Consider the following 24,621-nt stretch of genomic DNA (forward strand, 5'->3'; position numbering starts at 1 on the left):
TAGGGAAATATGGTTTTTAGTAAAAGCAAGCTTGTATCAAGCATCGGTTATATACTGCCGCTGCTACTACTGCCTTTTTTGACGATGACCATAACGGAGGTGGCCCATCGGTCCAGCTTTACAAGCTTTTTTGCTTGGCTGGTTTTGCATCCTGGTCAATGGGCTTCCGGTTATTTGCTTGTTTTCGGGATCATGCTCATCCTGCTTCTGCTGCTGAAACGGATCTATTGGGCGTTCATCGTCCTTACTCTTGCGAGTGTAAGTATCGCCACGATCAGCAGAATGAAAATGAAGTATCGCGGCGAACCTCTGTTGCCTTGGGATCTTAAGCTCGGTGGAGAAGCGCTGGACGTGTCCACGTTCTTTTCCGCACAGGCTATCCTATATACACTGCTTCCGATAGTGATTGTCCTGGCCATTGGGGCTGTTATGGTGTGGAAGCTGCCTGCTCCGAACTATCGGCTAGCGCCAAGAATCATCCTTGCGATTGTCGGATTGACGCTGGTCGTCGGGATGTTCGGTGGTACGATGAAGGCGCGAAAGGTGTTCGCTCTAGAAGTGATTAACTGGGATCAGAGCATGAACTATGAACAGAACGGCATGCTGGTGGGATTTTTGCTAAGTGCCCAATATATGCAGGTTCAGGAGCCGAAGGAATACGCGCGTGCTGCAGTCGAAGCGATCCAGGGAACCAGTCCGAAGCCGGAACATGAAGCTCCCTCTGCACCTAATATTATTATGATTATGAGTGAGGCGTTCTGGGACCCGACAAGGCTTGAAAATGTTGCCTTCAGCCGGGACCCGTTGCAGTTCTTCCATACGCTTCAGAAGGAATCGACAACCGGCAATCTGCTTGTTCCTGTCTACGGCGGCGGGACTGTCAACACGGAATTCGAAGCGTTGACCAGCCTGTCCACACAGTTATTGCCGGCAGGATCTATTGCCTATGCCAATTATGTGCGATCCCCGCAGGAATCGCTAGCCTCTATTCTGAAAAAACAAGGCTATGAGACGATGGCGATTCATACGTACCACAACTGGTTTTACCGCCGGAATGAGGTGTATCGTCTGCTTGGCTTTGACCGTTTTATTAGCGGAGAGTTCTTCAGCAACCCGGAGAAAAGGAGCGGCTATATTGCGGATCAGGAAATGTCGCGGCGCATTATTGAAGAAGTGAAGAACACGGACAAGCCATCTTTTATCTATGCGGTGTCGATGGAGAATCACGGGCCTTACCGCCTGGGGAAAAACGAGGAGAATACGATCAAGGTGTCCGGCCTGAGCGAATCTTCCACGAATATATTGGAGACCTATATCCAGGCCCAAACCGATGTGGATGAGTCGCTGAAAATGCTGGTGGATGCTTTCAAGGATAACGATGAGCCGACAATTATTGTATTTTTCGGGGACCACCTGCCGATGCTGGGGGAAGAGTACAGCGTTTATCGGGAAGCCGGATATTTCCAGGACAGCATCGACTATGATGATTATTTGAAAATGTACAATGTGCCGTTCATTATGTGGGACAATTTCTCCTCGGATCACAAGAAATATGATGATACGTATATCAGCGCCTTTCATCTGGCCCATCTGACCTTATCCAAGGCAGGAGCGAAAGGCAATGAGCTGACCGATTATTTGAGCGGCATGTTCGATGAAGGAATGACTTTCCTCCCAAGAAAAGACTTCTATGCACAGGCGCATATTAATGAACAAACACTGGATCATTATACACTCCTTCAATATGACCGATTGTTTGGAGAAGGCTTTAGCTATCACGGAGAGCCTCCGGCAGCGAATGAGCAGTTCCAGATGGGCAGCGGACCGATTACGATCAGCAAGGCTGAGCGGATAGTGACAGCAGCGGAACCATTAGAGCCAAACCAGCAGTCCGGGCTGATTCGATTAACGGGAAGTCACTTTGTGTCTTCGGGCATCGTGTATATAAACGGCAAGCAAGCAGAGACAACGTTCGTCAGCAGCGAAGAAGTTCACGCCCAGCTGCCGGACAATACGAGTGGAACGCTGCGGATTTCCTACCAGGTGCTTGATTCGCTCAATCGAAAAATTGCAGAATCGGCATCGTTTGATTTTACGCCTTAAATATGAACTTAAGCATACAAAAGGACCTAGCGGTGATTTTCCCGCTAGGTTTTTCGTTTTGCTTCGAAACGAAGTTTGGCCAGCTAAAGGATGGCAAAGCCGTTTACACTTGCCGCTGGCTTTGCAGAAACCCGCGCTGCTGGATGGATGTGGAAAGTATTACTGCAACAGTCCGGCAGCGCGGTAAGGCCCCTTGTTCATGACAAGGGAAAGCTGCTGGGCCATTGATGCTGGCGTGTAAGGGAGACCTTGCTCCAGCCAAGACAAGATAACAGCGGTATAGGCGCCGGTGATATAGGTTGTCAGCAATTCCCGGGATATTACAAGGTTGTCCGCTATGGGGTGATTGGAGAAGATGCGGGCTTGGTAGAACTGCTGAATAATTCCGGACAAGCGCTGTCCACACAGTGGGACATGCCTCAGCATAACACGATAGAAGTCCGCTTGCCCGCTTATGTGCTCGAACAAGCGAATATAAAAGCGGATTTGGTCATTGCATTCCGTTGAATTGGTCTCCTGATCATTGGTACCGGCAGGGCGCATAATGTCTTTTTCGGCCAAGCTGAGCATTTCGTGGATGCACTGTTCAAGCAATTCCTCCTTGCCCTTATAATGATAATAGAATGTGGATCGGTTCATTTCGGCACGATCTGTAATGTCTTGTATAGTAATTGCAGGATATCCTTTCTCCGCAATAAGCTGAAGGAAGGCATCACGAATAAACTTGCCTGTTTGCCGGGTTCGCCGGTCTGATTTTATTTGCCTCTGCAACATATTCACCACTTTCAGTTAAGTTGACCGCTCGCCCGTCTAGTCTTATGCTCTGCCGGTTCAGACAACAATGAAATCCATTTTGTATGCGCGGCATTTTGCCCTCCTAATAATTTCAATAGAAAGAGCAGATTGTTTCTTTTAGTAATCAAAACCATCTTATAGGAAATGGGGGAGGAAAACAATGAGCTATAGGAAGGGGATGAGGGCAATATGTGCGGAGAGATTTGGACCAGCAAAGGGGAGAGATAGCAGAATGAGGATGGGTTTCTCGTTGTTGAAGACGAAGCGGAGATTACGGAGTTGCTGCGATTGTATCTGGAGAAAGATTTCGATGTATTTGAAGCCTGTAGTCCAGGCCGGGAAGAAGAGTATTCCGTGATGATGCAAAGGGAATCGCGGGGAAAGCGAAAAGGCTGGGGTGGACGTCTCCGTAAAAATTTTCGAAGGTGTCGGGCACGTTTTTCAAATTCTCGGAGAGTTCTCGCCGGAAGGAAAAGAAGCTTATGCGGATATGGCCGCATTTTTAAAGAAGCATATGGAGCCTTGATTCTGTTGCTGGCATAAAGAAAAAGATCGCCCGGCCTGGCCTGCGTGACCAGGCTGCCGGCGATCTTTTGCAATCATTCAGAAGACGGCAGGGGCCTGCCTGACTCTGTACAAAATCATCAAGTTCAGACTACTCGCCGTCCTGCTCATCAAATCGTATAACCTGCCGACCGCCATAAACGATAATGACAGCTCCTACGACCATCATCAAAACAATCAAAGTTGCGTACAAGGCATTACCTCCCTACATCAAATTCCATCTGATTCCTTCTCCAGAAAACCATGTGTCTGCTTGCTTCCTATTACCAGCATATCGTATAAAGGAGGGAGTGTAAAATGAACATTCTGAAAATTTTCCCAAAGGTTTGTCTTTCAATTGTGAATATCCGCTAACCATTGCTGAATATAAATTCATGTTCGGTCCATTCCGTTTCGCTGTATGCCCGGCCAATGCCAAGCTCCTTAATAAGCGGCTTCGGGACATGCTTGGCCCGCAAAGAGGCCGAGAAACGGTGCTCAAAAACAGGGGGAGACACTGCGATTTCCTTCGCGCCGATCCATCTTGCCACAGGCAGGTCTGCGCCGCCGCTGACAAAGCCTTTGGCCTTCTCAAACCCACTTCGAAACCATGGATGCTCGTCAGCCTTTGCTGCTCCTGGTTCATTCAGGCACACATATAGAGATAGATCGTCGCAAAGCTGGAGCAAGCGAAAATGGGCCTGCAGCAGGCTTTCATCCACAACTCCCAGCCTGTGCTTCAACTGTTGCTGTCTGTTCTGTTCCTCCTTGCAAAAGTCTGTAAACTCCTGCGGGGCAGAAGGCAACATATCACTAAAGGAAGCAAAATGAAGACTGCATAAAAGCGCGGCATAGGGGCTTAGCTTTTCAACTTCTTCGATGCCAAATTGATAAAAAGCGAGTTTGGGAAGCAACGGATAATCGACAAAGGTAAACGGCACGGATTCCGCGTCATTCCAGATGGGGGTGTCATCCAGCTTGATCCAGCCTCTGTCATGTTCGCTAATTGCCACAATAACCTCTTCGTAGCGGTTGGGAGCGAGGAAGAAGCGTTTTTGAAAATGACGGGCAATTACTCCGGATAGCAGTCCATGCTCATGCTGGGCAATCATAATAAATTCTTGGCCGTTGTCACGAATAATCATATTCGAATTAACCCCTCTCGCTATGGCTTATCATACATTTAAACGGATGTCGGGCGACCTCAATCAAGACCTTTACTTTATTCGTTTTTCAACCGGCGTTTCCCTTCATGAACGGATTAAATATTCAGGGTTTCTGATTTTCAATAGTAATTCACCAATCCTGCGGGATTCTATTTTCTTGTTCCTATTAAAATGTGGTATGATAGAAAAAAAAGCAGCGTTTTCGCTATGGAGGTATTATTTTTCTTGAAAGACGCAATGATGGTGCTGAAAGAAACAAGCCGGACCTTCTACATTCCGATTAACCGGTTAGTGCCAGGCTTGAGAGATGCTGTGGCATCTGCTTACCTGTGCATGAGAGCTATAGATGAAATTGAAGACCATGAATCGATCGCGGACGAATTGAAGATCGAGCTGTTGCGCGGCGTTCAGCACCTGCTTGCTGAATCGAGCGACATCGCTGAAATTGAACGTTATTTTGCTTCCCATCGCGATGTACTGCCGGAAGTTAGCTGGAGGCTTCGTGAATGGGCGGAGTTGTGCCCGAATGCGGTCTCCGAGGTTGTACTGCGTTATACAGCCAAAATGGCTGGACAAATGGCTGATTGGGTCGAGCGGGGCTGGGATATTCAAACGGTTGAGGATTTGGATGCGTACACCTACAGTGTGGCGGGAATGGTAGGCGAGATGCTGTCCGAAATCTGGCATTGGTATGACGGGACGGAGACCGATCCTGTCAAAGCGGTAGCTTACGGCCGCGGATTGCAAGCGGTTAATATTTTGCGCAACCGGGATGAGGATTTGAAGCGCGGAGTGGATTTCTTCCCTGAGGGCTGGGGCTCTGAGGAGATGATTCAGTATACCCGGAAAAATCTGAAGCTTGGCGACGAGTACAATGAGGAGCTTAATGGCGGTCCGGCACTGGAGTTCTGCAAAATCCCGCTCAAGCTCGCACATGCTACGTTGAACCTGATTGCTGCGGGCGGCAATAAATTGACCAGACAGGCCGTTATGAAACTGGTTAATAGTCTGACTTAGCGATCCTGTTCCAACTGCAAGAAGAACTGTCCATTGTCAAACGGACGGTTCTTTTTTTCTACAAAAATTATGACGTCGGCCAATAGTTCCGCAATCTGTGAGAAACTTCGCCTGCGATCTTTATGCTAAAATAATCCCAGGTAGAATAGGCCATCGCGTGATTCCGACCGGCAGTTCTGGGGCGCAGCTTTTCAGAATTAATGTATTATTGTTTTGGCGTTAACAAAAAATGAATAGCTCATTTGCGACTTATCATGTAAAATGACAATGGCTGTGAGAGAAAAAAAGCAGTTTGCAAGCTGCAGGCAGTCGAGATCAAATCATTCCGGTATTGACTGCATAAGCTTGCCGGACGAAGTGGAGAGGGGTAATGATATTGGCTTCATCTGTTCATAAAGAAGCAAAGCAATCCGCCTTTGGCAGCAAGAGCAATCGCTTGATTGTACTGGTGATGGTGCTGGGGGTGTTCGTTGCGATTTTGAATGAAACCTTGCTTAATGTCGCACTTACTCCGATCATGGCAGATCTTGGGGTATCGCCGAATACCGCGCAATGGCTGTCCACCGGATATTTGCTTGTTATCGCCGTATTGATTCCGGCAACGGCATTTTTGATTCAACGTTTCACGACAAGAGGATTGTTCCTGACAGCGATGGGACTCTTTACGATAGGAACGCTTATAGCCGCGCTGGCATCCGGGTTCCCGATGCTTTTTGCAGGGAGAATCATCCAGGCTAGCGGAACAGCGCTGATGTTCCCGCTCTTGACGAATGTTGTATTCTCGCTTGTTCCGATGTCTCAGCGGGGGGCGGCGATGGGAACAATCGGAATCGTAATCACCTTTGCACCGGCAATCGGTCCGACGCTCTCCGGGCTTATCGTGGCGCATTACAGCTGGCGAACGCTGTTCTATAGCGTGCTTCCTATTGCTGTTTTTGTCATTATTTTTGCTTTCTTCCGTTTGAAAAATGTCTCGGAATCCAGTCCGACCAAGGTTGATCCATTATCGATGGTGTTGTCGGCTTTAGGCTTCGGCGGCATCGTCTACGGCTTTAGCAGCGCCGGGGAAGGGCATGGCGACTGGACCAGCACCGGTGTGACGATTCCGATTGTGATTGGCGGCGCTGCTCTGATCTGGTTTGTGCTTCGCCAACTGACATTGAAGCAGCCAATGCTCGATCTGCGGGCATTCAAATCCTTCACGTTCAGCCTGTCGGTTATCATTATGTTAATTGTGATGATGGCGATGTTCTCGACGATGATGCTGGTACCGATTTTTCTGCAGAATGCCCTCCACTATTCGCCTCTTGAGGCGGGGCTTGCTTTGCTGCCCGGCGGGGTCATAATGGGGATTATGTCCCCGATTACGGGAAGGCTGTTTGACCGTTTTGGAGCGAGAGGACTTGCACTGGTCGGTTTGCTGGTGCTGTCGGGCGGTCTGGTCGGCTTTGCATTCATGTCGCTGTCCGTGTCGTATATTACCGTTACTTTGCTGAATACTTTGTTTATGCTCGGCATTTCCATGCTGATGATGCCGGTTATGACGAATGGGCTTAACGGTTTGGCGCCTGCGTTGTACCCGCATGGAACTGCAATTATTGGTACGATTCAGCAGGTCGGCGGAGCAGTAGGAATGGCTTTGCTTGTGACAATCATGACAACTGGTGCAGCGGACTATGCTGCAAACGCCGGAGCCTCTGTAGCGGCAGCGGATTTGCCGGCATTGTCTCTGGCTGCGGGAATGAGGCAATCGTTCTTGCTTGCTTTGGGTCTTGTCGCCATTGCGCTCGTCCTCGCCTTGTTCTTCCTCAAGCGCGCTCGTCCTGAGGGCGGGGGCGGGATGCAGCAGGTTCATGCACACTAAGCTGGATCATATAACTGTAGTGATATGATGATACAAGTATTATGAAAGTTAAAGTGCGCACTTCTCCGTCAGGCTTGGTGAAACATACAGCTTGATGGGAAGCGCGCGTTTTTTGTAATTATGGGGGTGAATCCTGATTCTTTTTCATATCTACCAGGGTGCAAACCCACGAATGAGTTCTCCCAACAAGCAGGTCAGATCTGACCGTTTGAGATCCTTTTAATCAGAAAACGCAACACGCAAGAGTAATTAGGCTTGATTGTCGTCCTTTTTCTGGTGGTGAGGACAGAAGGCCTCCATCATGGCAAGAGTCTGTATATCAAGTTCTGTATGACGTTGTTCAAGCTGTTCCGTTACTTGGTGGAATTCGTCCGCTTTTTTATTTTGCCCGAATTTGTACTTGGCTGTAAGCTCCCGGATATGGATGCGCACCACAGAAGTGCTTTTCAGATTTCCGGCATAGTCCGGGTCCGCGGGGTCGATCGGGGCGTAACCACCCTCGGGCTGCAGCTTTTTCATAAATGCCGCCAGTGCCTCGGCTTTCTCGCTGAGGTCGGTTAGTATTGCAGCCTCGCCTTTAATGAGCACCGATTTGAAAAAGGCGGTAGCCGGACATGCAAGCTTTGCATCAGTGAAATACGATGGTATGATCGAATATTCCTTTGCCACCGAAAACGTGACCTTTTGCTCGGCCTTGATATTTTTCATTTTGCGTCCGGCGATACTGCCGTGAAAGTAAATCTGATTGTTGCAATAGACGAAGTTCAGCGGTGTCAGCTCCGGCCAGCCATCTTCATGGGTAGTTCCCAGCACGCCAAAACTCATTTCTTGCAAAAACTGCTCGGTTTCAGAAGCGTTCATTATTTCAAATTCTTTTCTCCTCATGGACAGGCCCCTCCTCAAGTCAAGCCGCATTACAGATTTGAATCCCAGCATACTGCACTCATTGACAATTAAAAAGATCCAATTTACATTAATTTTATTAGACCATTAATCGGTGAGGCGGAAACTGGCATGCAATTTCATATTCCGTATCATGTGTATACGGAGAAGTATGCGACGAAGCGGCTGTCGCTGTATAACGCTCTCTATGACTCTATTGTCTCGGGGGTGCTGGCGGTTGGTACCCGGCTGCCGTCAAGCCGTGAATTGGCTGCGATGTATCAGATGTCACGAGGCACAGTCAGTCAGGTGTACGACATGCTTTCTTCAGAAGGATATATAGCAGGCGGTGTAGGGAAAGGAACTTTTGTTGCTTTCCAGCCGCTGGACGGGGGAGCAGACCATGCTCCCGGAAGGAGCGAGTATCTGCTTGCAGATTGGGGCGAGCGCCTGAACGAGTTGCAGGGCTGGAAGGAGGAAGAGGCAGCCGGTGTACAAGCTGACGGGGAATGGGCCGTTAATTTTGGAGCTCGGGGTACAGAGACAGCATTCCCGGACAAGGAATGGCATCGTTTCCTGTATGCCGAGTCCAGGAAGCTTGCAGATCCCAATAGGCTCCGAAGCCGGTCCAGGGTATCGACATTAGGAGACGATGGCTTGCGGGAAAGCATTGCTCAATATTTGCGTCGCACCCGAGGGATTGCAGTGGATGCGCAGCAAATTGCCATATTCAACGGCTCTATGCAGGCACTGGCTCTGACGGCGCAGCTATTCATTAATCCTGGAGAGCGGGTCGTTGTCGAAAGTCCCGGATATGGTGGAGCGGTCAGGGCATTTCAGGCACTTGGCGGCGTTTGCCTACACGCTCCTGTAGACAGCGAGGGGATTATTCCGGTCGATTGGGATGCCAAGCTGCTATTTGTCACGCCTAATCGGCAATTTCCTACGGGGGCCGTATTGTCATTAGAACGTCGGCAGGAGCTGCTGACATGGGCATCGCGCCATAACGCGCTTATTATTGAGGATGACTATGACAGTGAATATCGCTACCGGGGTAAATCGCTGGAACCGCTCAAGGTACTGGACAGGGAAGAACGTGTCATTTATGTCGGGAGCTTTAGCAATACGCTGTTGTCCCATGTGAGAATCGGCTACGCTGTGCTTCCTGCTTCCTTAGTTCGGCTGTATGCGAGGGCCAAAGCATTGTTTGACCCGTATCCTTGCAATTTGCTGGAGCAGCGGGCATTGGCCGCCTGGATGCAGAGCGGAGAATATGAGCGCCACTTGCGGAGAATGAAGAGAATGCATGGCCGGAAGTTCAAGCTGTTGCGCGAGCAACTCATTAGTCGTCTGTCCGGCTTGTTTGGCTGGGTGGAAGGAGATGCGGGATTGAATCTGTTTGGCTGGTGGCGGGGCGATGGTGAGGACTATTTAACATATAGGCTTGCCTGCCGGAAAAGCGGCATTTACTGGCCAGAGACGAGCATTCAAGGCGAGGACGGGACTGCCGTGCGTTATGGCGCTTACTTCAGATTCCCTCATTTGTCCGAGGAGCAGATCCTGTATGGGGTTAGCAAAATGGAGGAAGTCTTGTCAGCACTGGAAGGCACTCTGCCAAAGCGGTAAAGCATGAATTGCGATTGGGCAAAGGGGAATGTTTGTGCTATATTAAATAGATTACAGGTGGAAACGGAGCGGAAAAAAGTATGGCGCATGACATTAAAAAGCCGCGCGGCAGCAAGGCGAATCAGCCGGGCCGCGGGACGGACAAGCTTTATTCATTAGGGAATGAAGGTCAGTCCGGGAACAGGGGGAAAGACCGGGACGGGCAACGTGCAGGGGAGTTCGGGAAGGAACGGACCAAGCGGTCGGGGAATCATCTCAGCCGAAGAAACGAAGGGAAGCAGGAGCGCCAGCCTGGAGGCGGACACGAGGGTAAGGAAGGAGGTAAGAAAGGACATTTCAAAAAGCGGGTGAACTCAGCTTATGGAATACGCACAGCGGCAAGCGCTGAGGAGGTTACAATTGGAGAGAGGATCATTGTCACGGTAAAACGCATTGGCATTAACGGTGAAGGGGTCGGCTATTACAAGCGGAAAGCGGTATTCATTGAAGGAGCGCTTCCGGGGGAAGTTGTGCGCGCTTCTGTGACCAAAGTCGAGCCTGGGTTTCTGATGGCAACTATTGTGGAGTTGGAGAGGCGTTCTCCTGATCGGCAGGAGCCGCGGTGTCCGGTTTATTCGGCATGCGGTGGCTGTCAGCTTCAGCATATGACATATTCTGCGCAGCTTGCGGCAAAAGAGGAGCTTGTACGGGAGGCTTTTCAGCGCTATGCCGGCTTGCAGGAGCTGCCGATGCATCCAATTATCGGGATGGATGATCCTTGGGGATACCGCAACAAGGCCCAGTTGCAGACCGGGTATGAGGGCAAAGACATCATTGCAGGGTTGTATGCGGCAGGAACGCATCGTCTGGTTGATATTAGCGGCTGTGGCGTTCAGCATCCGGTGATTAATGAAGTTATTGAGAAGGTCAAGTCCATTCTGACGGAGCTTCATATATCTGTGTACAATGAGCGTACAAGAGAAGGAGCTGTGCGGACGATAGTGGCCCGGATTGCGAAATCTACCGGGGATATACAGCTTACACTGATTACGGCAGTCGACCGTTTGCCGGATTCGCGGCGGCTGATTCAGCGCATTCGGGAGGCGCTTCCGATCGTCAGAACCATTGCCCAGAATGTGAATAAAGGCAAATCCTCGCTTATTTTCGGTGAAAAAACAATTGTCTTGTGGGGTCAAGAGCGGCTTTCCGAGACATTGGGAGAGGTTAAATTTGCATTGTCGCCGCGTGCGTTCTTCCAGCTTAATCCCGAACAGACGGTCAAGCTGTATAACAAGGTAGAGGAAGCGGCTTCCCTAAGCGGGGAGGAGCTTATTGTAGATGCCTACTGCGGAACAGGGACAATTGGCTTATGGCTGGCCCCACACGCCCGGGAGGTTCGGGGAATTGAAGTGATCCCGGAGGCAGTGCAGGATGCGAGGGACAATGCGCGGGAGAGTGGAGTGACGAATGCGCAGTTCTATGAAGGACGGGCCGAGAAGCTGCTGCCCGAGTGGATTGGACGGGGAATTCGCCCTGATGTGATTGTCGTTGATCCTCCGCGAACAGGCTGTGAGCGTCCATTGTTGGAGGCAGTCGTACAAGCGAAGCCGAAGCGGCTTGTGTACGTGTCTTGCAATCCTTCGACCTTGGCGAAGGATTGCAAGTATTTGCTGGAGCATGGATTCAGGCTGGAGAGTGTGCAGCCTGTGGATATGTTTCCACAGACGAGTCATGTGGAGTCGGTCATATTGATGGTTAGAAAATGAGATGTGGCAGGTTCGCTTAAGAAGTGCCTGATTTCTCGTAAAACTTCCATGAAACTTGTAAGCAAGGAAAAGTAAGGGAGCATAAAAGAACTGAAAAAGACGCTGGGTTGTCATTACCCAACGTCTTTTTCTCTTTCCTCTATGCAATATTAGAGAATTTGATTTTTCAAATCAGTCACCACAGCATAGTTGGGCGGACTTAGAGCAGGGCATATGATGAATCCAGGCAGGAAATAGCCCGACTTGTGTCGAAAGGTAGATATTGGTGATAGCAAGGGGGAAATACCAAATTGTTGTATATGTCGAGGTGAAACACAATGGCTCGAAAAATTAGGACGCAAATAAATTATCATATTAAACGCCCGCGTATTAGAATGATTGAGCTTAAAAGCACTCTGTGTACTGAACTTGATCGTCGTGGTCTGACGACTTATTCAAAAAATAATTATACTGTCTACGGAAAACCTGATTTTGTTTTTGCGGCAAGGAAAGTTGCCATATTCTGCAATAATGAATTCTCACGTGGATATAGTAGGGGAAGTTCAAAAGGTAAAATTAATGACTATCGAATGCTCGGCACTTCAAAATTCAAGAATATAGAACGAGATAGAATCCTTATCAAACAGTTACAGAGAAAGGGCTGGACTGTACTTCGCTTTCAGGAAAATCAGATTAAGACAAACGTTGCTGAGTGCGTCGATGAGATTGAAAGACACCTGCGTTTTTTCCCGCAAAGGCCGTATCGAACTATAGACCTATGTGCTGGGATTGGTGGTATACGGCGTGGCTTTGAACTAGCCGGAGAGTTTGTAAACGTATTGTCAGCTGAAATAGATAAGTATGCTTGTATGACATATAAGCATTTATTTGGTGAAGACCCGTCTAATGATTTAACATCGAAAGCATTTAAGGAGCGAATCGAACGAACCCCGTATGACATTCTTCTTGCAGGATTTCCGTGTCAGACATTCAGTCGTGTCGGACTCGGGGAGGGGTTTGAAAATGAGGAAAAGGGACAGGTTTTTTTTCATATAGCAGATATTATTAAACGGACACGGCCTTGCGCCTTTTTTTTAGAGAATGTTGATCATTTAGTGACAAGAGATAAGGGAGCAACATTCCGAAGAATAATAGATACTTTGGTGACGGAACTGAAATATAGGGTCATAGGTGTTTCCCTATCGAATGATGGTGTGCTTAATTATAGTCCAAGAGACTTTGTGAGAAACTCACGTAATTTCGGTGTGCCGCAAAATCGTCCTCGGACTTATATTATAGGGTTTGACAGGGAGAGATTCAAACCTGAACGACTACTGATGTTGCCTACAGAGTTGCCAAGAGGACGCGAACATACGCTTTATACTGATCTCAATGCTGTGCTTGAACGAGATGTTGATCTGAAGTATTACATGGCATCTGGATACCTCGAAACGCTGATAAAGCATCGAGAGCGACAAGAAGGTAGAGGTTATGGTTTCGGGTATAGGATCGTTAACGAACCTGGTATTGAAACGCCCATTGCCAATACTCTCCTTGCAACCGGCGGCTCTGGAAGAGAGCGGAATCTGTTATATGATCCGCGTGATGGTGCTGCTGGAACAATTGTAAAAGGGAAAAAAACTCCACTCAATGATAAAGGCATCAGAAAAATGACACCCACCGAATGGGGGAAATTGCAGGGGTTTATTAATTACGCTTTCATGAAGGAGAACGGTGCGGAAGGATTTTCATTCCCTAACCGGATACCTGACGTTCAAAAATACAAGCAATTCGGGAATTCAGTAACCATACCAGCCGTAGAGGAAATGGCTCGGTTTATGCGGCAATGTCTCGAAATACTCTGTTCGACCGATTAACAAACGGAGGTGAATTAGCCGTGATGAGTGAACAGGCTTTATTCCGTCTGCTCGATAAGTGCGATATATACTTCGAAGATTCTCTTATATCAAAGGAGTATATCGTCAAAAAGTACGCAGACTTTTTAGCATCGTCATTTTCGGGAGAAGACCATACAGTTAGCGTAGCGTTACATACAGGTTCGATATGTTTCGATATTGTCTCTTTTATCATTGCTGCTATTGGATGTTTATCGATGGGGGGCTCCTATAGTGATGAAGCTATTGAAACTATAGAAAAAGGCGACATCGTTTTATATGGTGAGCATAAACAAGAACGATATATATGGGCCGGGTTTGTTGATAAAGATTACAAGCCCACGCTTATATACTCCGAAACATCTGACAACAGGTATTACGCAGTTTTAGAGCAGCCGACTAAAGCGGGAAGAACATACGCGCCTCGTACAAAGTGGCATTTGATTACTCCGTACAATGGAAACTCTCAAACAACCGACGGCAGAGGTTTAAGAAAACGAGATTCTAGTCGCAACGATTTTATATCGTATGTGCTCGACACTTCTCCAGAGGCGGTTTCGAGTATAACAGACTTTTCTACGGTTGTTGTGACTGAGCGAAGTACGTTCGAGCGAATCTCAAAAGGAGTGCGAATTGTTTACAATGAAGGCAAAAGTATAGGACTACTTGACATCGTTACCGCTTCGTATTACACGAGTAGTGGCGAAGAATATCAATATGGAACCAACCCAGCAAAAAGCGACCCTGTGTTAAAAATAACGGGGAAGGTCGCGACCGCTCGTGATTTAGTGCTTGATAAGCGTGGCAACAAAACAATTGGTTTTATAGTTATTGGTTCCGATCATATATCAAACGCGCGGACGGAATTGCCAGACCTACTTGATCGAAAATCTTTAAGGTTTTCCCATCTTGTTGCCGGTATAGACAGTGACAGCACAGAGGGTATTATAGAAACTCATAAGAACACCGCGGTGTTTGCCTGTACGAAAGAGTTTCTTCTGCAGAATTCCTTGCCTCCGCAGATTAAAAATGTTTTAACAGCCGAGCTTGATCGGCAGGTAGAACATATTATCAATAACAACGTTGCAACTGTCATTATTGATGGGGGCTGCTCGAGAGATGATTTTTGGAATGTCAAAACAGCCCTTGATATCATCCGAAAATCCGACTGGAATGCAGAATCAAAGGATACGTTTCTTATTACCGCATACTCGCTGTTGAATTTGTTTACGACGGCTACTTTTCCGATGCAAGCACTTGAAAGAGCAATTGAGAACGGTGAACTAGCTGCAGGGATATGTTCTCCACATGCCAGAATATCTAAACTTTGGGATTTAGCAGATGATGCTGGAACTATCGCTGAACAATGTGCTTATATTACGAATATTTTAGAACGACTTTATCAAGAGGCGTTTTCCGTATGTCATAAATATGATGCATTGAAACAGCGGATGCTTACATCGGCAGAGCGAAATATCGTCGTCGTTGTCCCGAAAGCTTATTATATAAATATATTGCTCGCTGATGGAGCGTTTAATCTCAAAAATGTAACATTTTCTACCACAAATCGCTTTGACAATTCTGAACAGTATGATGAGGTTATAGTTACTGGTAATTATTACAGCAAACGATTTAATCCATTTAAATGCCGGGCGGCGGCAGACATTACTGTTCTGCTATACGAATGCGAACTCCGTGAGTTTGAGCGTGAAAAACGCAGAAGTGACAATTTTGAACATAAGCTGAACACTAAGCTCGGCATCGTTAAAGATCATACTTTTGATTATGTCGAGGATTCAGTTGAGGATACTGTTATTTCAAAAGATATGAATTCGTTTTTCGACTTGGATCAGTACATCCATGGAATAAGTTCGATTGATTTAAAAACGTTAACGGAGAAAGCTTCAGGCTTTGCCGACTCTATTCCGACAACGGAAGTATACGCTGTTGGACGATTTGTAAACGGAGAGCAAATTTTTTTCTCAAAATATTATAATGCGGTTGTTTTTAATACCGGTAAGGGAACTGTGACAGAAATTGATGTCAAAAACCTGGCAGTTGGAGATATGCTTGTTTTCGTGAAGCGTGACGATTACACGCGAAATATGGTTGACTATATTTACGAAAACTTGCAAAGCTTAGGGCGTTTCAGCAAGGAAGTTTCAGTAGCATCGGAAAAGGCTTGGTATTGGAAAGAAGCCTTACGTGAATATAAAAATAATCACAACCTTTCATACAGCGATGTGGCTAAACAGCTTCAGAAACTCGGAAGCTCACTTCGAGAAGCAACGATAAGACAATGGCTTATCAGAGAGAGTCATACCGTAGGTCCGAGGGAGAAAAAAACATTAGAGCAAATCGCCGATCTTATACAAGATGAGTTTTTGCTTACTGACATACATGGATATTTCGAGTCCTTTCGCATAGTCAGACATAAACGGAAGGAGATATTAGATCTAATAGGAAGATCAATCACCGATAATCTCAACGGACACAAGCCACCGAAAGGCAGCATACTTGAGATGGTTCACAGCAATGTTGAGAACCTATCGGAAACATTGGAATTGGAGAGTGTTGCTATTCTTGAGAATTCCGTACTGGTTCCAATTAACGTAATAAATAAACCGTTTGCGGAGTAGGAGGGTATATACGTGAACAATAATGAAATAAGAAAACAGATGACTGCTGCTCGCGATGAATACATCAATCTGATTAAATCTGAACTTTTAGGGCCGGGTTCAGAATTTACTGTACCGGATGCTGAACATGAGCTTATTTCGAGCAGCCCTGTAAGCCGCTATTCGGTAGGTATACTCTATCCGCAAGGAAATCGTGTGAATCAGGACAATGATGAAACCGTACCGATGAATGAAAGTGAAGAAGAAGTTGACGATGATAATATAGAAAGTGAATCATTAGAAGAGGCGAAAACCGAGAAACGCTCTATGAGCAGCCGTCATTTTGAGTTTGACGAAACAGCGGATGAGAATTTGGACGAAGAGATTGGATTATCAGCCCAATATATGCCATCTTCAATGGGCATTACGTTTTTTGTCAGAGGGGATACAGCTATTGTGCGTGGTAACGTGTCCTTCGCGACGTATAGAAATGCGAAACCGTCTGATTGTATAATACCGTTTCCTAATGCTCCTGATGGTTATTCTATTCCGTCTGAATTGTCGCACAAAATGTTGTATGACAAAGAGCGTGGAGTCATCCAGCTTTTTTCAGCTATAAGTGCAAAAGAAATCAGAGAAATTATTGAAAGAGACACGATCCCAGAAAACGAGATGTCGGACATTAAGCAAATCGTCTACCGTTTCGCAGATTTCTGCAGGAACGGACATGTTCGTGTGCCGCACTCTGCGGAATTTGTTCTTGACTTTACGAACAGCGATTACATCGATAACAACAAAGAGTTTGATGGCACTACCGCTAAAGTTACTGCTTTGAGAACAAAAATTGGAGAGAGCCTGTGGTCGTTGACTATAATGCTTGTGAACGATATGGACGAAATTCCTGCTCAAGCGATACATTGTATTTTCCAACCCAAGCTCTCTCTTTCAACTGAACAAAACGTTTTTACGTTTATCGAAAGCAATCCAGATTGGGATACATCAACAATGGACGATGAGGAACACTCATTGGAACTGCTATATCGAAATAAAAAGATATATGGCACAGGTCTTGGTGTGTCAGTTGATTGGGACATTGACGATGGAGGCAGAGGCGATATCTGGAGCGATTTCTTTCCGCAAGTCGAAGTTCCTCCGGTGAGTTTTGATTTTCCAGAAAACGATGTTGTTTCAATAGAAAAGCTATCTATGAAATATCTATCGGATTTAGATAGCGCGGATAAAGCTCAACAATTATCGGTTCTCAAAAGTGTGGTCGATTTGTATAGATCGTGGGTTGACGAATTGGAGTTAATGTCCAAGTCCCTCGATACGCGATATATGTCTGCTGCTGCAAAAAACATTAAGGAGTGCAAACGGGCTTACGACAGAATGTATGCGGGCATCAAAATACTTGAAAGCAATAGTAACGCTTATTCGGCTTTTCTTCTTGCCAATAGAGCAATGTTTATGCAGAGGGTTCATCTCCAAATGCAGTCCGAAACGGCAGACGTTGATCGTTATCCTGATGACGAAACAATAGCAGCTTTATTGCGAGACATAAATTATCGCAACGCAGGCGATGAGGGTTGTAGGTGGAGACCATTTCAGATTGCGTTTTTGCTGATGGATATCAATTCGATTGTTAACGATGATTCGCCAGAACGGGATATTGTTGATCTGATATGGTTTCCTACCGGCGGTGGGAAAACGGAGGCTTATCTTGGATTGACGGCTTTCACGATTTTCTATCGCCGATTGGCTTATCCGCATGAAGCGTCAGGTACAACTGTCATTATGCGATATACATTACGGTTACTGGCTGCTCAACAATTCACTCGCGCGGCAACTTTAATATGCGCCTGCGAGTTTATCCGAATAGACTGTGAAGCTAAGAAGCACAAATATCCATCGTATCCATTAGGCAAAATATCGATTACAATTGGCCTTTGGATAGGCCGGAACCACATACCAAATCGTAATGTGGAAGCGAAAGGACATTTAGAAAAACTTCTGAATGTTACAGAGCATTATAGTGTTCGTACCGCAAAGGACAGGCATAATAAATTTCAAGTTCTGAAATGCCCGTGGTGCGGGACAAAACTTGTAAAAGACGATAGAGGTAAAAAACTCATTGGAAAATGGGGTTACAGCATGCGACAGGGCAAATACTTTTATATGTTCTGTCCTCAAGAGGAATGTGATTTTACAAATGTGCTTCCCATTCAAATTATTGACGAGGAACTCTATAAAAATCCTCCAACGTTGCTGTTCGGAACGGTTGATAAGTTTGCTATGCTACCGTGGGATGGGCGAATAGGTGCATTCTTTGGGGCAGGTGGAAATAATCGTTCGCCAGAATTGATTATTCAAGATGAACTTCATCTGATTTCCGGTGCGCTTGGAACTATTGTGGGGTTATATGAAACAGCAGTAGATGCAATTTGCAGTCAAAAAGGGATACGTCCGAAAATCATTGCCTCAACAGCGACTATTCGCAGAGCAAAAGAGCAATGTTCTGTGCTGTATAATCGCGAGGTCGTTCAATTTCCCGCAGCAGGGTTAAATGCCGAGGATTCTTTTTTTGCCCGAGAAGCCGAAATATCGTATGAAAAAGGCGTATTCGGTCGTAAATATGTCGGAATAATGCCGTCAGGAAAAACAAAGGCGATGACGGAAATTAGAGCTATGGCGGCATTGATGCAGCAAGCTCATACGATGAATTTGCCCGATGCGGTAAAAGATAAGTTGTGGACGCTGACCGTTTATTTCAACAGCCTGAAAGATCTCGGAAAGGCATCTACACTTGTTGACGATGACGTAAAAGACTTTATAAGGCGAACGGCAAATCGCATGTTCACTTCTCCTCGACTCATCATCAGCGCCGATGAACTTACGAGCCGTGTTACAACTACAGAACTGAATGAAACCTTGGATAAGTTGGAGAAATTGGCGTATTCGCGTGAGAATATTGATGCTAAGCGATACGCTTCAAACATTCTTCTGGCGACGAATATGATCTCGGTTGGCATTGATGTTGCGCGGCTTAACGTCATACTGATGGTTGGACAGCCTAAATTGACTAGTGAATATATTCAGGCGTCAAGTCGTGTTGGACGGTCATTTCCAGGGATTGCTTTTGTACAATACGATGCAACGAAAAGTCGTGATCGTTCACATTATGAAAGGTTTAGAGCATATCACGAATCATTTTATCGCTTTGTAGAGCCCACGGGGGCAACGCCATTTTCAAAGCCAGCGCGAGGGCGTGCTTTGCACGCCGTACTTACTTCGATGATGAGGCATCGAGAGGGTTTGCGTGAGGACAGAGATGCTGTGAATTTCGATATGGACTCAATTATGCACGTGATTCAGGAGATAAAGACGTTTATTATCGAGCGAATAAAAATGATAAACGCTCGTGCTGGTAACGGATTGAAAGACGATACTTCGGATGTTGAGAGTGAAATGGATGTGTTCTTTGACTACTGGAAAGAGTCGGTAACCAAGTCTCTTGAGTCTAATGTTCCCCTTTATTTCGGTAAAAGCTATATGGTTAGTCCTCCTGCGTCAGGCGAAAAACGTTTGCTTAGGCAATACAATTCTCCAGACCAGGATTCTGCAATCGAAACTTTAACTTCTATGAGAAATGTAGATACTCAAGTTAAAGGCAAGATTGTTATTTGGGAGGAGTAAGATATGATCGAGCAATTCAAGGAAAAGGTCGGGCTTAACCTTGTGACACACTCCGTTAGAGCGTCGCAAGCGGTTCTTCAATATGGTGTCGGCGCAATGGTCGATTTTCCCGATCAGACACTCATGACGGCTGCGCCGGAATACTGGAACGATATACGTAAAATCTACGACGAACGTTTTGCAAAAGCGCTCGGAGTTGAATGTTTTGCAATGCCGTTGGATATATCCTATGCTCGTTTTCCAGAATGGTATTTTTGTCCCAAGTGTCGTAAGTTCCAACCGATAGAACATTGGGTTGCCGAGTTCAAGAAAAGTGGTAAAACAGCGCTTAAATACGACAGCAATATGATACGTCATTTGCAATGTCTGGATTGTGGGCAGGATTTGGTTGTCGCTCGTATTGTGACTGTATGCGAACACGGACACATCAACGATTTTCCATGGGTGAAGTGGGTACATAGGCAAAGCAAAAAAAGCATTTGCGGAACCCCATTGTTGAAATTCAAGACTGGTGCGTCTGGCGCCGAGGGACTTGAGGGATTGAGTATCTCTTGTTCCTGTGGAGCTTCGGTTACGCTGAAAAATGCGTTTAATAAAGATATATTCGAAGGGCTTGATAAAGAGAGCGATACTAGCGAGTTTCGGTGTGAAGGCCGTCATCCACAGAAACATACAAAGGAAAAATGCACATTACATCCGAAAACTGTTCAACGCGGTTCATCGTCAGTGTATTTTCCTTTGGTACACAGTTCTCTGGTTATTCCTCCGTATGCAGATCAAATAAATGCAAAAATCGAGAAAAGCAAGGCATTCGCCGACTGTATGACAATAATAGAAGACGAAGATCCGGAAGACAAAATCGACACGATCAACAAGCGACTTCCAAAATGGATTGATAAAATTGCGTTGGAAACAGGTGCCGTCAAATCCGACATTGAGCGCATATTGCGGCGAAAATGGCTTGATAAAGAAAATGTAGAAATCGACGTAATGAGTGTGAAGTATCGATCTGAAGAATATGAGGCTCTTAGTGGAGAAGTGGGTACTCCGCCCAACGCAGGGGATGATTTTTCGCGTGAAGAGATGAGTATGGATGATTACAAACTGCCATACATTAAAGCGATTTCGCTGATCGATAAAGTGCGAGTCGTAAACGCTCTTATCGGATTCTCACGCATAAATCCCGTAATTAGCAAAACAGATGAGGGATTTGTTCATATTAAAGAGTCAGGAACGAAGTGGTATCCAGCGTATGAGGTTCGCGGCGAAGGGATTTTTATCGAATTTGAACAGAGTGCCATAGATGGCTGGATTCAAAATAACCCTGTGGTGACTGAGCGAGCTGGTCGAATAAATGAGAATTATGCTTTGTCGTTCATAGGTCAAAATCATCAGCGTAAAATATCGCCAAAGTTTGTGTTGCTCCATACGCTTTCTCATTTGCTCATCAAAGAACTTAGCTTTGAATGTGGATATAGTGTCGCGTCGCTAAGTGAGCGAATTTACTGTGCTGAAGGTGTCGAGGGGAAACAAATGGCGGGAATATTTATTTATACCGCAAGCGGTGACGCCGAAGGAACCTTAGGAGGGCTTGTGAGACAAGGTAGACCCGATGCCTTTTCGCGTATTTTCAAAAAAGCGATAACTAGCGCTCGAACCTGTTCTAATGATCCGGTGTGTATCCTCAGTCGAGGTCAGGGACGAGAATCTCTGAATCTTGCTGCTTGTCATGCTTGTGGGCTTTTGCCGGAAACCTGCTGCGAAGAACGTAACGGATTTCTTGATCGTGGACTTGTTGTCGGCACATTCAAAGATAAAAATATCGGATTTTTCAAAGATTTTGTGTGAATTACCATGGAATCATACAATATTCGGCTTAGCCCTAATAAAGGGGGCAGAGGCATTTCCATCCCTGACGAGAAATGAACCATGAATTTGCGAAACTGTAGTAGCTAGCTATCATTTTTGGAAGACTCGTTCAATGGGCTTTGAGATTGAGTGAGTCTTTCGGAAGCAAACTACATGTTTCTGCCAAAATAAACAAGCGTATTTTGCTACTCATTAACTGGAGGATCTATGCCTATTCCCCAAAACATAAACGATGAAAATAATAACAAAATGATAGTTAAGGAAGAACGCCTTAGTTTTGTCGTAGGCGAATTCTATTCACGTAAAGATGTCTATCAAATTATGAGTGTTCCAGAAGGGAAACGAGGAGGAAATTGGGATACTGGTTATTCTCGGTTCAACAACGATTGTTATGTGTTTGCAAATATTGGGGCATCCGGAAGGACAGGTCATGATTACCCTAATAGGTTTGATGGAAATGATTTAGTTTGGTATGCAAAAAATGGTTCCAAACTATCTCATAATTCTATTCAATCTTTGCTTAACCCCACAGGGAAGGTTTACATCTTCGTAAGGGAAAGTAATGATAACCCTAATTTTTTATATCTTGGGAATGGAAAAGTAAAAAGCTTTAGGGATACCTCACCAGTTAATATTGTTTGGCAATTTACTGATCCAAGAGAAAGCCATCCAGAAATATTGACGGAAGAAGTTAGTGAATCAGAAAAGCTAGTTGAGGGTGCGATAAAGCAAGTTTTTGTAAACATATATGAACGGAACCCGCTAGCAAGAAAAAGGTGCATTGAGCATTATGGAGTAGTATGTAGTGTGTGTGAATTTAACTTCGCAGATCACTACGGGGAGATTGGGGAAGGTTTCATACATGTGCATCATTTGAAGTCTTTGCGAGAAATTGGTAAGGAGTACGAAATTAACCCTATTAAAGATTTGAAGCCTGTTTGTCCTAATTGTCATGCTATGCTTCACAAGCGTAAACCAGAACCGTACTCAATTGAAGAGTTAAGAGGAATTCTTTGGAGTCAAAAGAAAGTCACGCGAAAAGTAAGCGTCAAATCCAACCCACCTTCAATAGCAGCAAAACCTATGAGAGAATGAGGCAACGATACCGATGTTTGTCAAGATAGTTGTCGCGATTTCTCAAAAATAGGATGTTGTCCAGCTTGTGATTTTGTCGCAGCCTGAATAGGCGTAGCTCGTTCAGGATTGAGCCAGACTTCATCTTCTAAGCTCCAGTCACGCACTTCGCCAGACCAGCGACTGGGGTGCTTGGCTTTTGCGGCCTCGTACACGGCTTTGCGTTTTTTAAATACGTCGTCTGCCAATCCTTGATGTCGCTGGTTCGGTGTAATGAAATTCAGACCGCTATGACGATGCTCATCGTTGTACCAGCGAGCAAATGACTTCACCCATACCCGTGCCGCCATGACGTCTTTAAAGCCTTTGACCGGAAGATCCGGGCGGTACTTGCAGGTGCGAAAAATCGATTCCGCATAGGGATTGTCGTTGCTCACGCGCGGTCGGCTGCGGGAGGGCGTAATGCCCAAGCTGTACAGCGTCTCGAGTAACGTAGCTCCCTTCATCGGGCTCCCGTTATCCGAATGGAGCACGAGCGGTTGATGACGGATCACACATTGCTCCCGGATCACGGTGCATCGAATCAGCTGACTGGCATGCCCCGCCGACTCTTCCTCCCAAATCTCCCAGCCGACGATTTTTCGACTGTACAAATCCAGGATGAGATACAAGTAGAGTAATAGCCCCTTTGCAGGCCCCGGCAACCAGGTAATGTCCCACATCCACACTTCATTCGGTCCGGTCGCAGCATGACGGGTAAGCGGCCTCGCGGTGCGTTTCTTGCTACGCCCGCGATGGTGCTGTTGATTATGCTTATGCATGACGCGATAGAAGCTCGATTCGGAAGCGATATAGATGCCTTCGTCAGCCAAAGCAGGCACAATCTGACTTGGTGGCAGGCTCTGGTTGTGCGGCTGCTGAAGAACTTCCAGCACCTGCTGCTCTTCCACCTCGCTTAGCTTGTTGGCAGGCGCGGGACGCGTAGCGTGAGGGCGTCCATCCTCGGTGCCGCTTTGCTTACGCCAGCGTTGCAGTGTTCGCTGGGTCAGCCCCAGCTCCTTGCACGCCATCGCTTCTCTTGCACCGGAAACGACGGCGGCTTGAATCAGGGTAATGGCTTGTTTGCGATCTGAGGTGTGGATCATTCGTCCTCGGGGTCCCCCAAAATCGCTTGGGCCTTTTTTCGCAGCACCAACAGGGCGGCGGCTTCGGCGAGCGCGGCTTCCTTACGTTTAAGCTCTCGGCTTAAGGCTTTGTTCTCTTGTTCTTTAGTGCGAAGCTCTTTCTGCAGCTTACCCGCCTGGGCGGCAACGCCGCCATTGGCTTGCATACAAGTCTCCCGCCAAGCTTCAACCTGCTCGACGAACAATCCTTTTGTCCGGCAGTACTCGGCCACCTCGATTTCGCTTAAGCTTGCCGTTTCGATGACAATCGCGAACTTCTCACGTGTATTCCATCGCTCGGGTGACACGTCACTGTTATTTGGTATCCCTTGGCCCATTGCCGCCTTCTTCCATTTGTATAACGTCGTCTCCGAGACACCGCTCTCCTTGGCCACCTGACTCACCGATTCATTATTCGGGGGCAACATTCGCTCTACAATGCTCTGCTTCAACTTTTCATTCACTTGGTTCATTTTCTCTCACCTCGTCCTCGTTATCCCCACTTTATGGATTGTCAACACAAAACTGAACAACAATTATGAGGGCACTTTTCTAGCTTGTACGGGGGTAAGATAGCCGAGAGTACCGT

At 46.5% G+C, this 24,621-nt stretch carries 14 protein-coding genes; 10 read left to right on the plus strand and 4 right to left on the minus strand.

Translation table 11 applies throughout. The features are described 5' to 3' along the window. The first annotated feature begins 9 nt into the window (after positions 1 to 9). Positions 10 to 2,103 (plus strand): sulfatase-like hydrolase/transferase, encoded by a 2,094-nt coding sequence (locus tag JFN88_RS03310; RefSeq protein ID WP_199017870.1) that lies wholly within the window; start codon positions 10 to 12, stop codon positions 2,101 to 2,103. 159 nt (positions 2,104 to 2,262) lie between these two features. Here JFN88_RS03310 and JFN88_RS03315 read toward each other — a convergent pair whose 3' ends face one another. Together JFN88_RS03315 and JFN88_RS03320 are read right to left on the minus strand one after the other, a co-directional pair. Next, positions 2,263 to 2,877 (minus strand): TetR/AcrR family transcriptional regulator, encoded by a 615-nt coding sequence (locus tag JFN88_RS03315; protein ID WP_199017871.1) that lies wholly within the window; start codon positions 2,875 to 2,877, stop codon positions 2,263 to 2,265. A 935-nt stretch (positions 2,878 to 3,812) separates the two neighbouring features. Next, entirely contained in the window at positions 3,813 to 4,586 is a 774-nt protein-coding gene (locus tag JFN88_RS03320) for a DUF3891 family protein (protein WP_199017872.1), read from the minus strand. Between the two features lie 258 nt (positions 4,587 to 4,844). On the opposite strand from JFN88_RS03320, the gene JFN88_RS03325 reads away from it, so the two are divergent. Together JFN88_RS03325 and JFN88_RS03330 are read left to right on the plus strand one after the other, a co-directional pair. Beyond that, the gene (locus tag JFN88_RS03325) at positions 4,845 to 5,624 is read left to right on the plus strand and encodes a squalene/phytoene synthase family protein (protein ID WP_199017887.1); all 780 of its coding nucleotides are present in this window, start codon (positions 4,845 to 4,847) and stop codon (positions 5,622 to 5,624) included. 370 nt (positions 5,625 to 5,994) lie between these two features. Next, entirely contained in the window at positions 5,995 to 7,488 is a 1,494-nt protein-coding gene (locus JFN88_RS03330) for a DHA2 family efflux MFS transporter permease subunit (protein ID WP_199017873.1), read from the plus strand. 249 nt (positions 7,489 to 7,737) lie between these two features. On the opposite strand, the gene JFN88_RS03335 is transcribed toward JFN88_RS03330, so the two are convergent. Next, complete coding sequence (locus JFN88_RS03335) at positions 7,738 to 8,373, minus strand: pyridoxamine 5'-phosphate oxidase family protein (RefSeq protein WP_199017874.1); 636 nt, start codon at positions 8,371 to 8,373, stop codon at positions 7,738 to 7,740. Positions 8,374 to 8,502: 129 nt separating this feature from the next. Here JFN88_RS03335 and pdxR point away from each other — a divergent pair, with 129 nt between their 5' ends. From pdxR to JFN88_RS03370, 7 genes are all read left to right on the plus strand, one after another. Beyond that, positions 8,503 to 9,996: a MocR-like pyridoxine biosynthesis transcription factor PdxR gene (gene pdxR, locus JFN88_RS03340; RefSeq protein ID WP_199017875.1), complete on the plus strand. Its 1,494-nt coding sequence runs from the start codon at positions 8,503 to 8,505 to the stop codon at positions 9,994 to 9,996. 80 nt (positions 9,997 to 10,076) lie between these two features. Continuing rightward, a complete protein-coding gene (rlmD, locus tag JFN88_RS03345; RefSeq protein ID WP_199017876.1) occupies positions 10,077 to 11,741 on the plus strand; it encodes a 23S rRNA (uracil(1939)-C(5))-methyltransferase RlmD in 1,665 nt (554 codons plus the stop codon). A gap of 317 nt (positions 11,742 to 12,058) precedes the next feature. Then, positions 12,059 to 13,597, plus strand: a complete 1,539-nt coding sequence (gene dcm / locus JFN88_RS03350; RefSeq protein ID WP_199017877.1) for a DNA (cytosine-5-)-methyltransferase — start codon at positions 12,059 to 12,061, stop codon at positions 13,595 to 13,597. Between the two features lie 23 nt (positions 13,598 to 13,620). Continuing rightward, on the plus strand, positions 13,621 to 16,254 hold the full coding sequence (locus JFN88_RS03355; protein WP_233167377.1) for a DrmE family protein: 2,634 nt from the start codon (positions 13,621 to 13,623) through the stop codon (positions 16,252 to 16,254). 12 nt (positions 16,255 to 16,266) lie between these two features. Beyond that, a complete protein-coding gene (locus JFN88_RS03360; RefSeq protein ID WP_332908428.1) occupies positions 16,267 to 19,926 on the plus strand; it encodes a helicase-related protein in 3,660 nt (1,219 codons plus the stop codon). Positions 19,927 to 19,929: 3 nt separating this feature from the next. Continuing rightward, entirely contained in the window at positions 19,930 to 21,774 is a 1,845-nt protein-coding gene (gene drmB / locus JFN88_RS03365; RefSeq protein ID WP_199017879.1) for a DUF1998 domain-containing protein, read from the plus strand. Positions 21,775 to 22,002: 228 nt separating this feature from the next. Beyond that, positions 22,003 to 22,890: a DUF3427 domain-containing protein gene (locus tag JFN88_RS03370; protein ID WP_233167371.1), complete on the plus strand. Its 888-nt coding sequence runs from the start codon at positions 22,003 to 22,005 to the stop codon at positions 22,888 to 22,890. 20 nt (positions 22,891 to 22,910) lie between these two features. Here JFN88_RS03370 and JFN88_RS03375 read toward each other — a convergent pair. After that, positions 22,911 to 24,505, minus strand: a protein-coding gene (locus JFN88_RS03375; protein ID WP_379165871.1) for an IS3 family transposase whose coding sequence is annotated in 2 segments (ribosomal slippage) — positions 22,911 to 24,043 and positions 24,043 to 24,505 — 1,596 coding nt in all. Because the reading frame shifts where the segments join, the coding sequence is not laid out codon by codon here. Positions 24,506 to 24,621: the final 116 nt, after the last annotated feature.

This window comes from Paenibacillus roseus (genome assembly GCF_016424485.1).
GTDB classification, from domain to species: domain Bacteria; phylum Bacillota; class Bacilli; order Paenibacillales; family Paenibacillaceae; genus Paenibacillus_D; species Paenibacillus_D roseus.

Bases quoted from the DNA above. Each gene is read 5' to 3' on its own strand.
- dcm (WP_199017877.1), top strand. From the start codon at position 12,059: ATGGCTCGAAAAATTAGGACGCAAATAAATTATCATATTAAACGCCCG.
- JFN88_RS03330 (WP_199017873.1), top strand. From the start codon at position 5,995: ATGATATTGGCTTCATCTGTTCATAAAGAAGCAAAGCAATCCGCCTTT.
- JFN88_RS03310 (WP_199017870.1), top strand. From the start codon at position 10: ATGGTTTTTAGTAAAAGCAAGCTTGTATCAAGCATCGGTTATATACTG.
- JFN88_RS03315 (WP_199017871.1), bottom strand. From the start codon at position 2,877: ATGTTGCAGAGGCAAATAAAATCAGACCGGCGAACCCGGCAAACAGGC.
- JFN88_RS03335 (WP_199017874.1), bottom strand. From the start codon at position 8,373: ATGAGGAGAAAAGAATTTGAAATAATGAACGCTTCTGAAACCGAGCAG.
- pdxR (WP_199017875.1), top strand. From the start codon at position 8,503: ATGCAATTTCATATTCCGTATCATGTGTATACGGAGAAGTATGCGACG.
- drmB (WP_199017879.1), top strand. From the start codon at position 19,930: ATGATCGAGCAATTCAAGGAAAAGGTCGGGCTTAACCTTGTGACACAC.
- JFN88_RS03325 (WP_199017887.1), top strand. From the start codon at position 4,845: ATGATGGTGCTGAAAGAAACAAGCCGGACCTTCTACATTCCGATTAAC.
- JFN88_RS03370 (WP_233167371.1), top strand. From the start codon at position 22,003: ATGCCTATTCCCCAAAACATAAACGATGAAAATAATAACAAAATGATA.
- JFN88_RS03355 (WP_233167377.1), top strand. From the start codon at position 13,621: ATGAGTGAACAGGCTTTATTCCGTCTGCTCGATAAGTGCGATATATAC.
- rlmD (WP_199017876.1), top strand. From the start codon at position 10,077: ATGGCGCATGACATTAAAAAGCCGCGCGGCAGCAAGGCGAATCAGCCG.
- JFN88_RS03320 (WP_199017872.1), bottom strand. From the start codon at position 4,586: ATGATTATTCGTGACAACGGCCAAGAATTTATTATGATTGCCCAGCAT.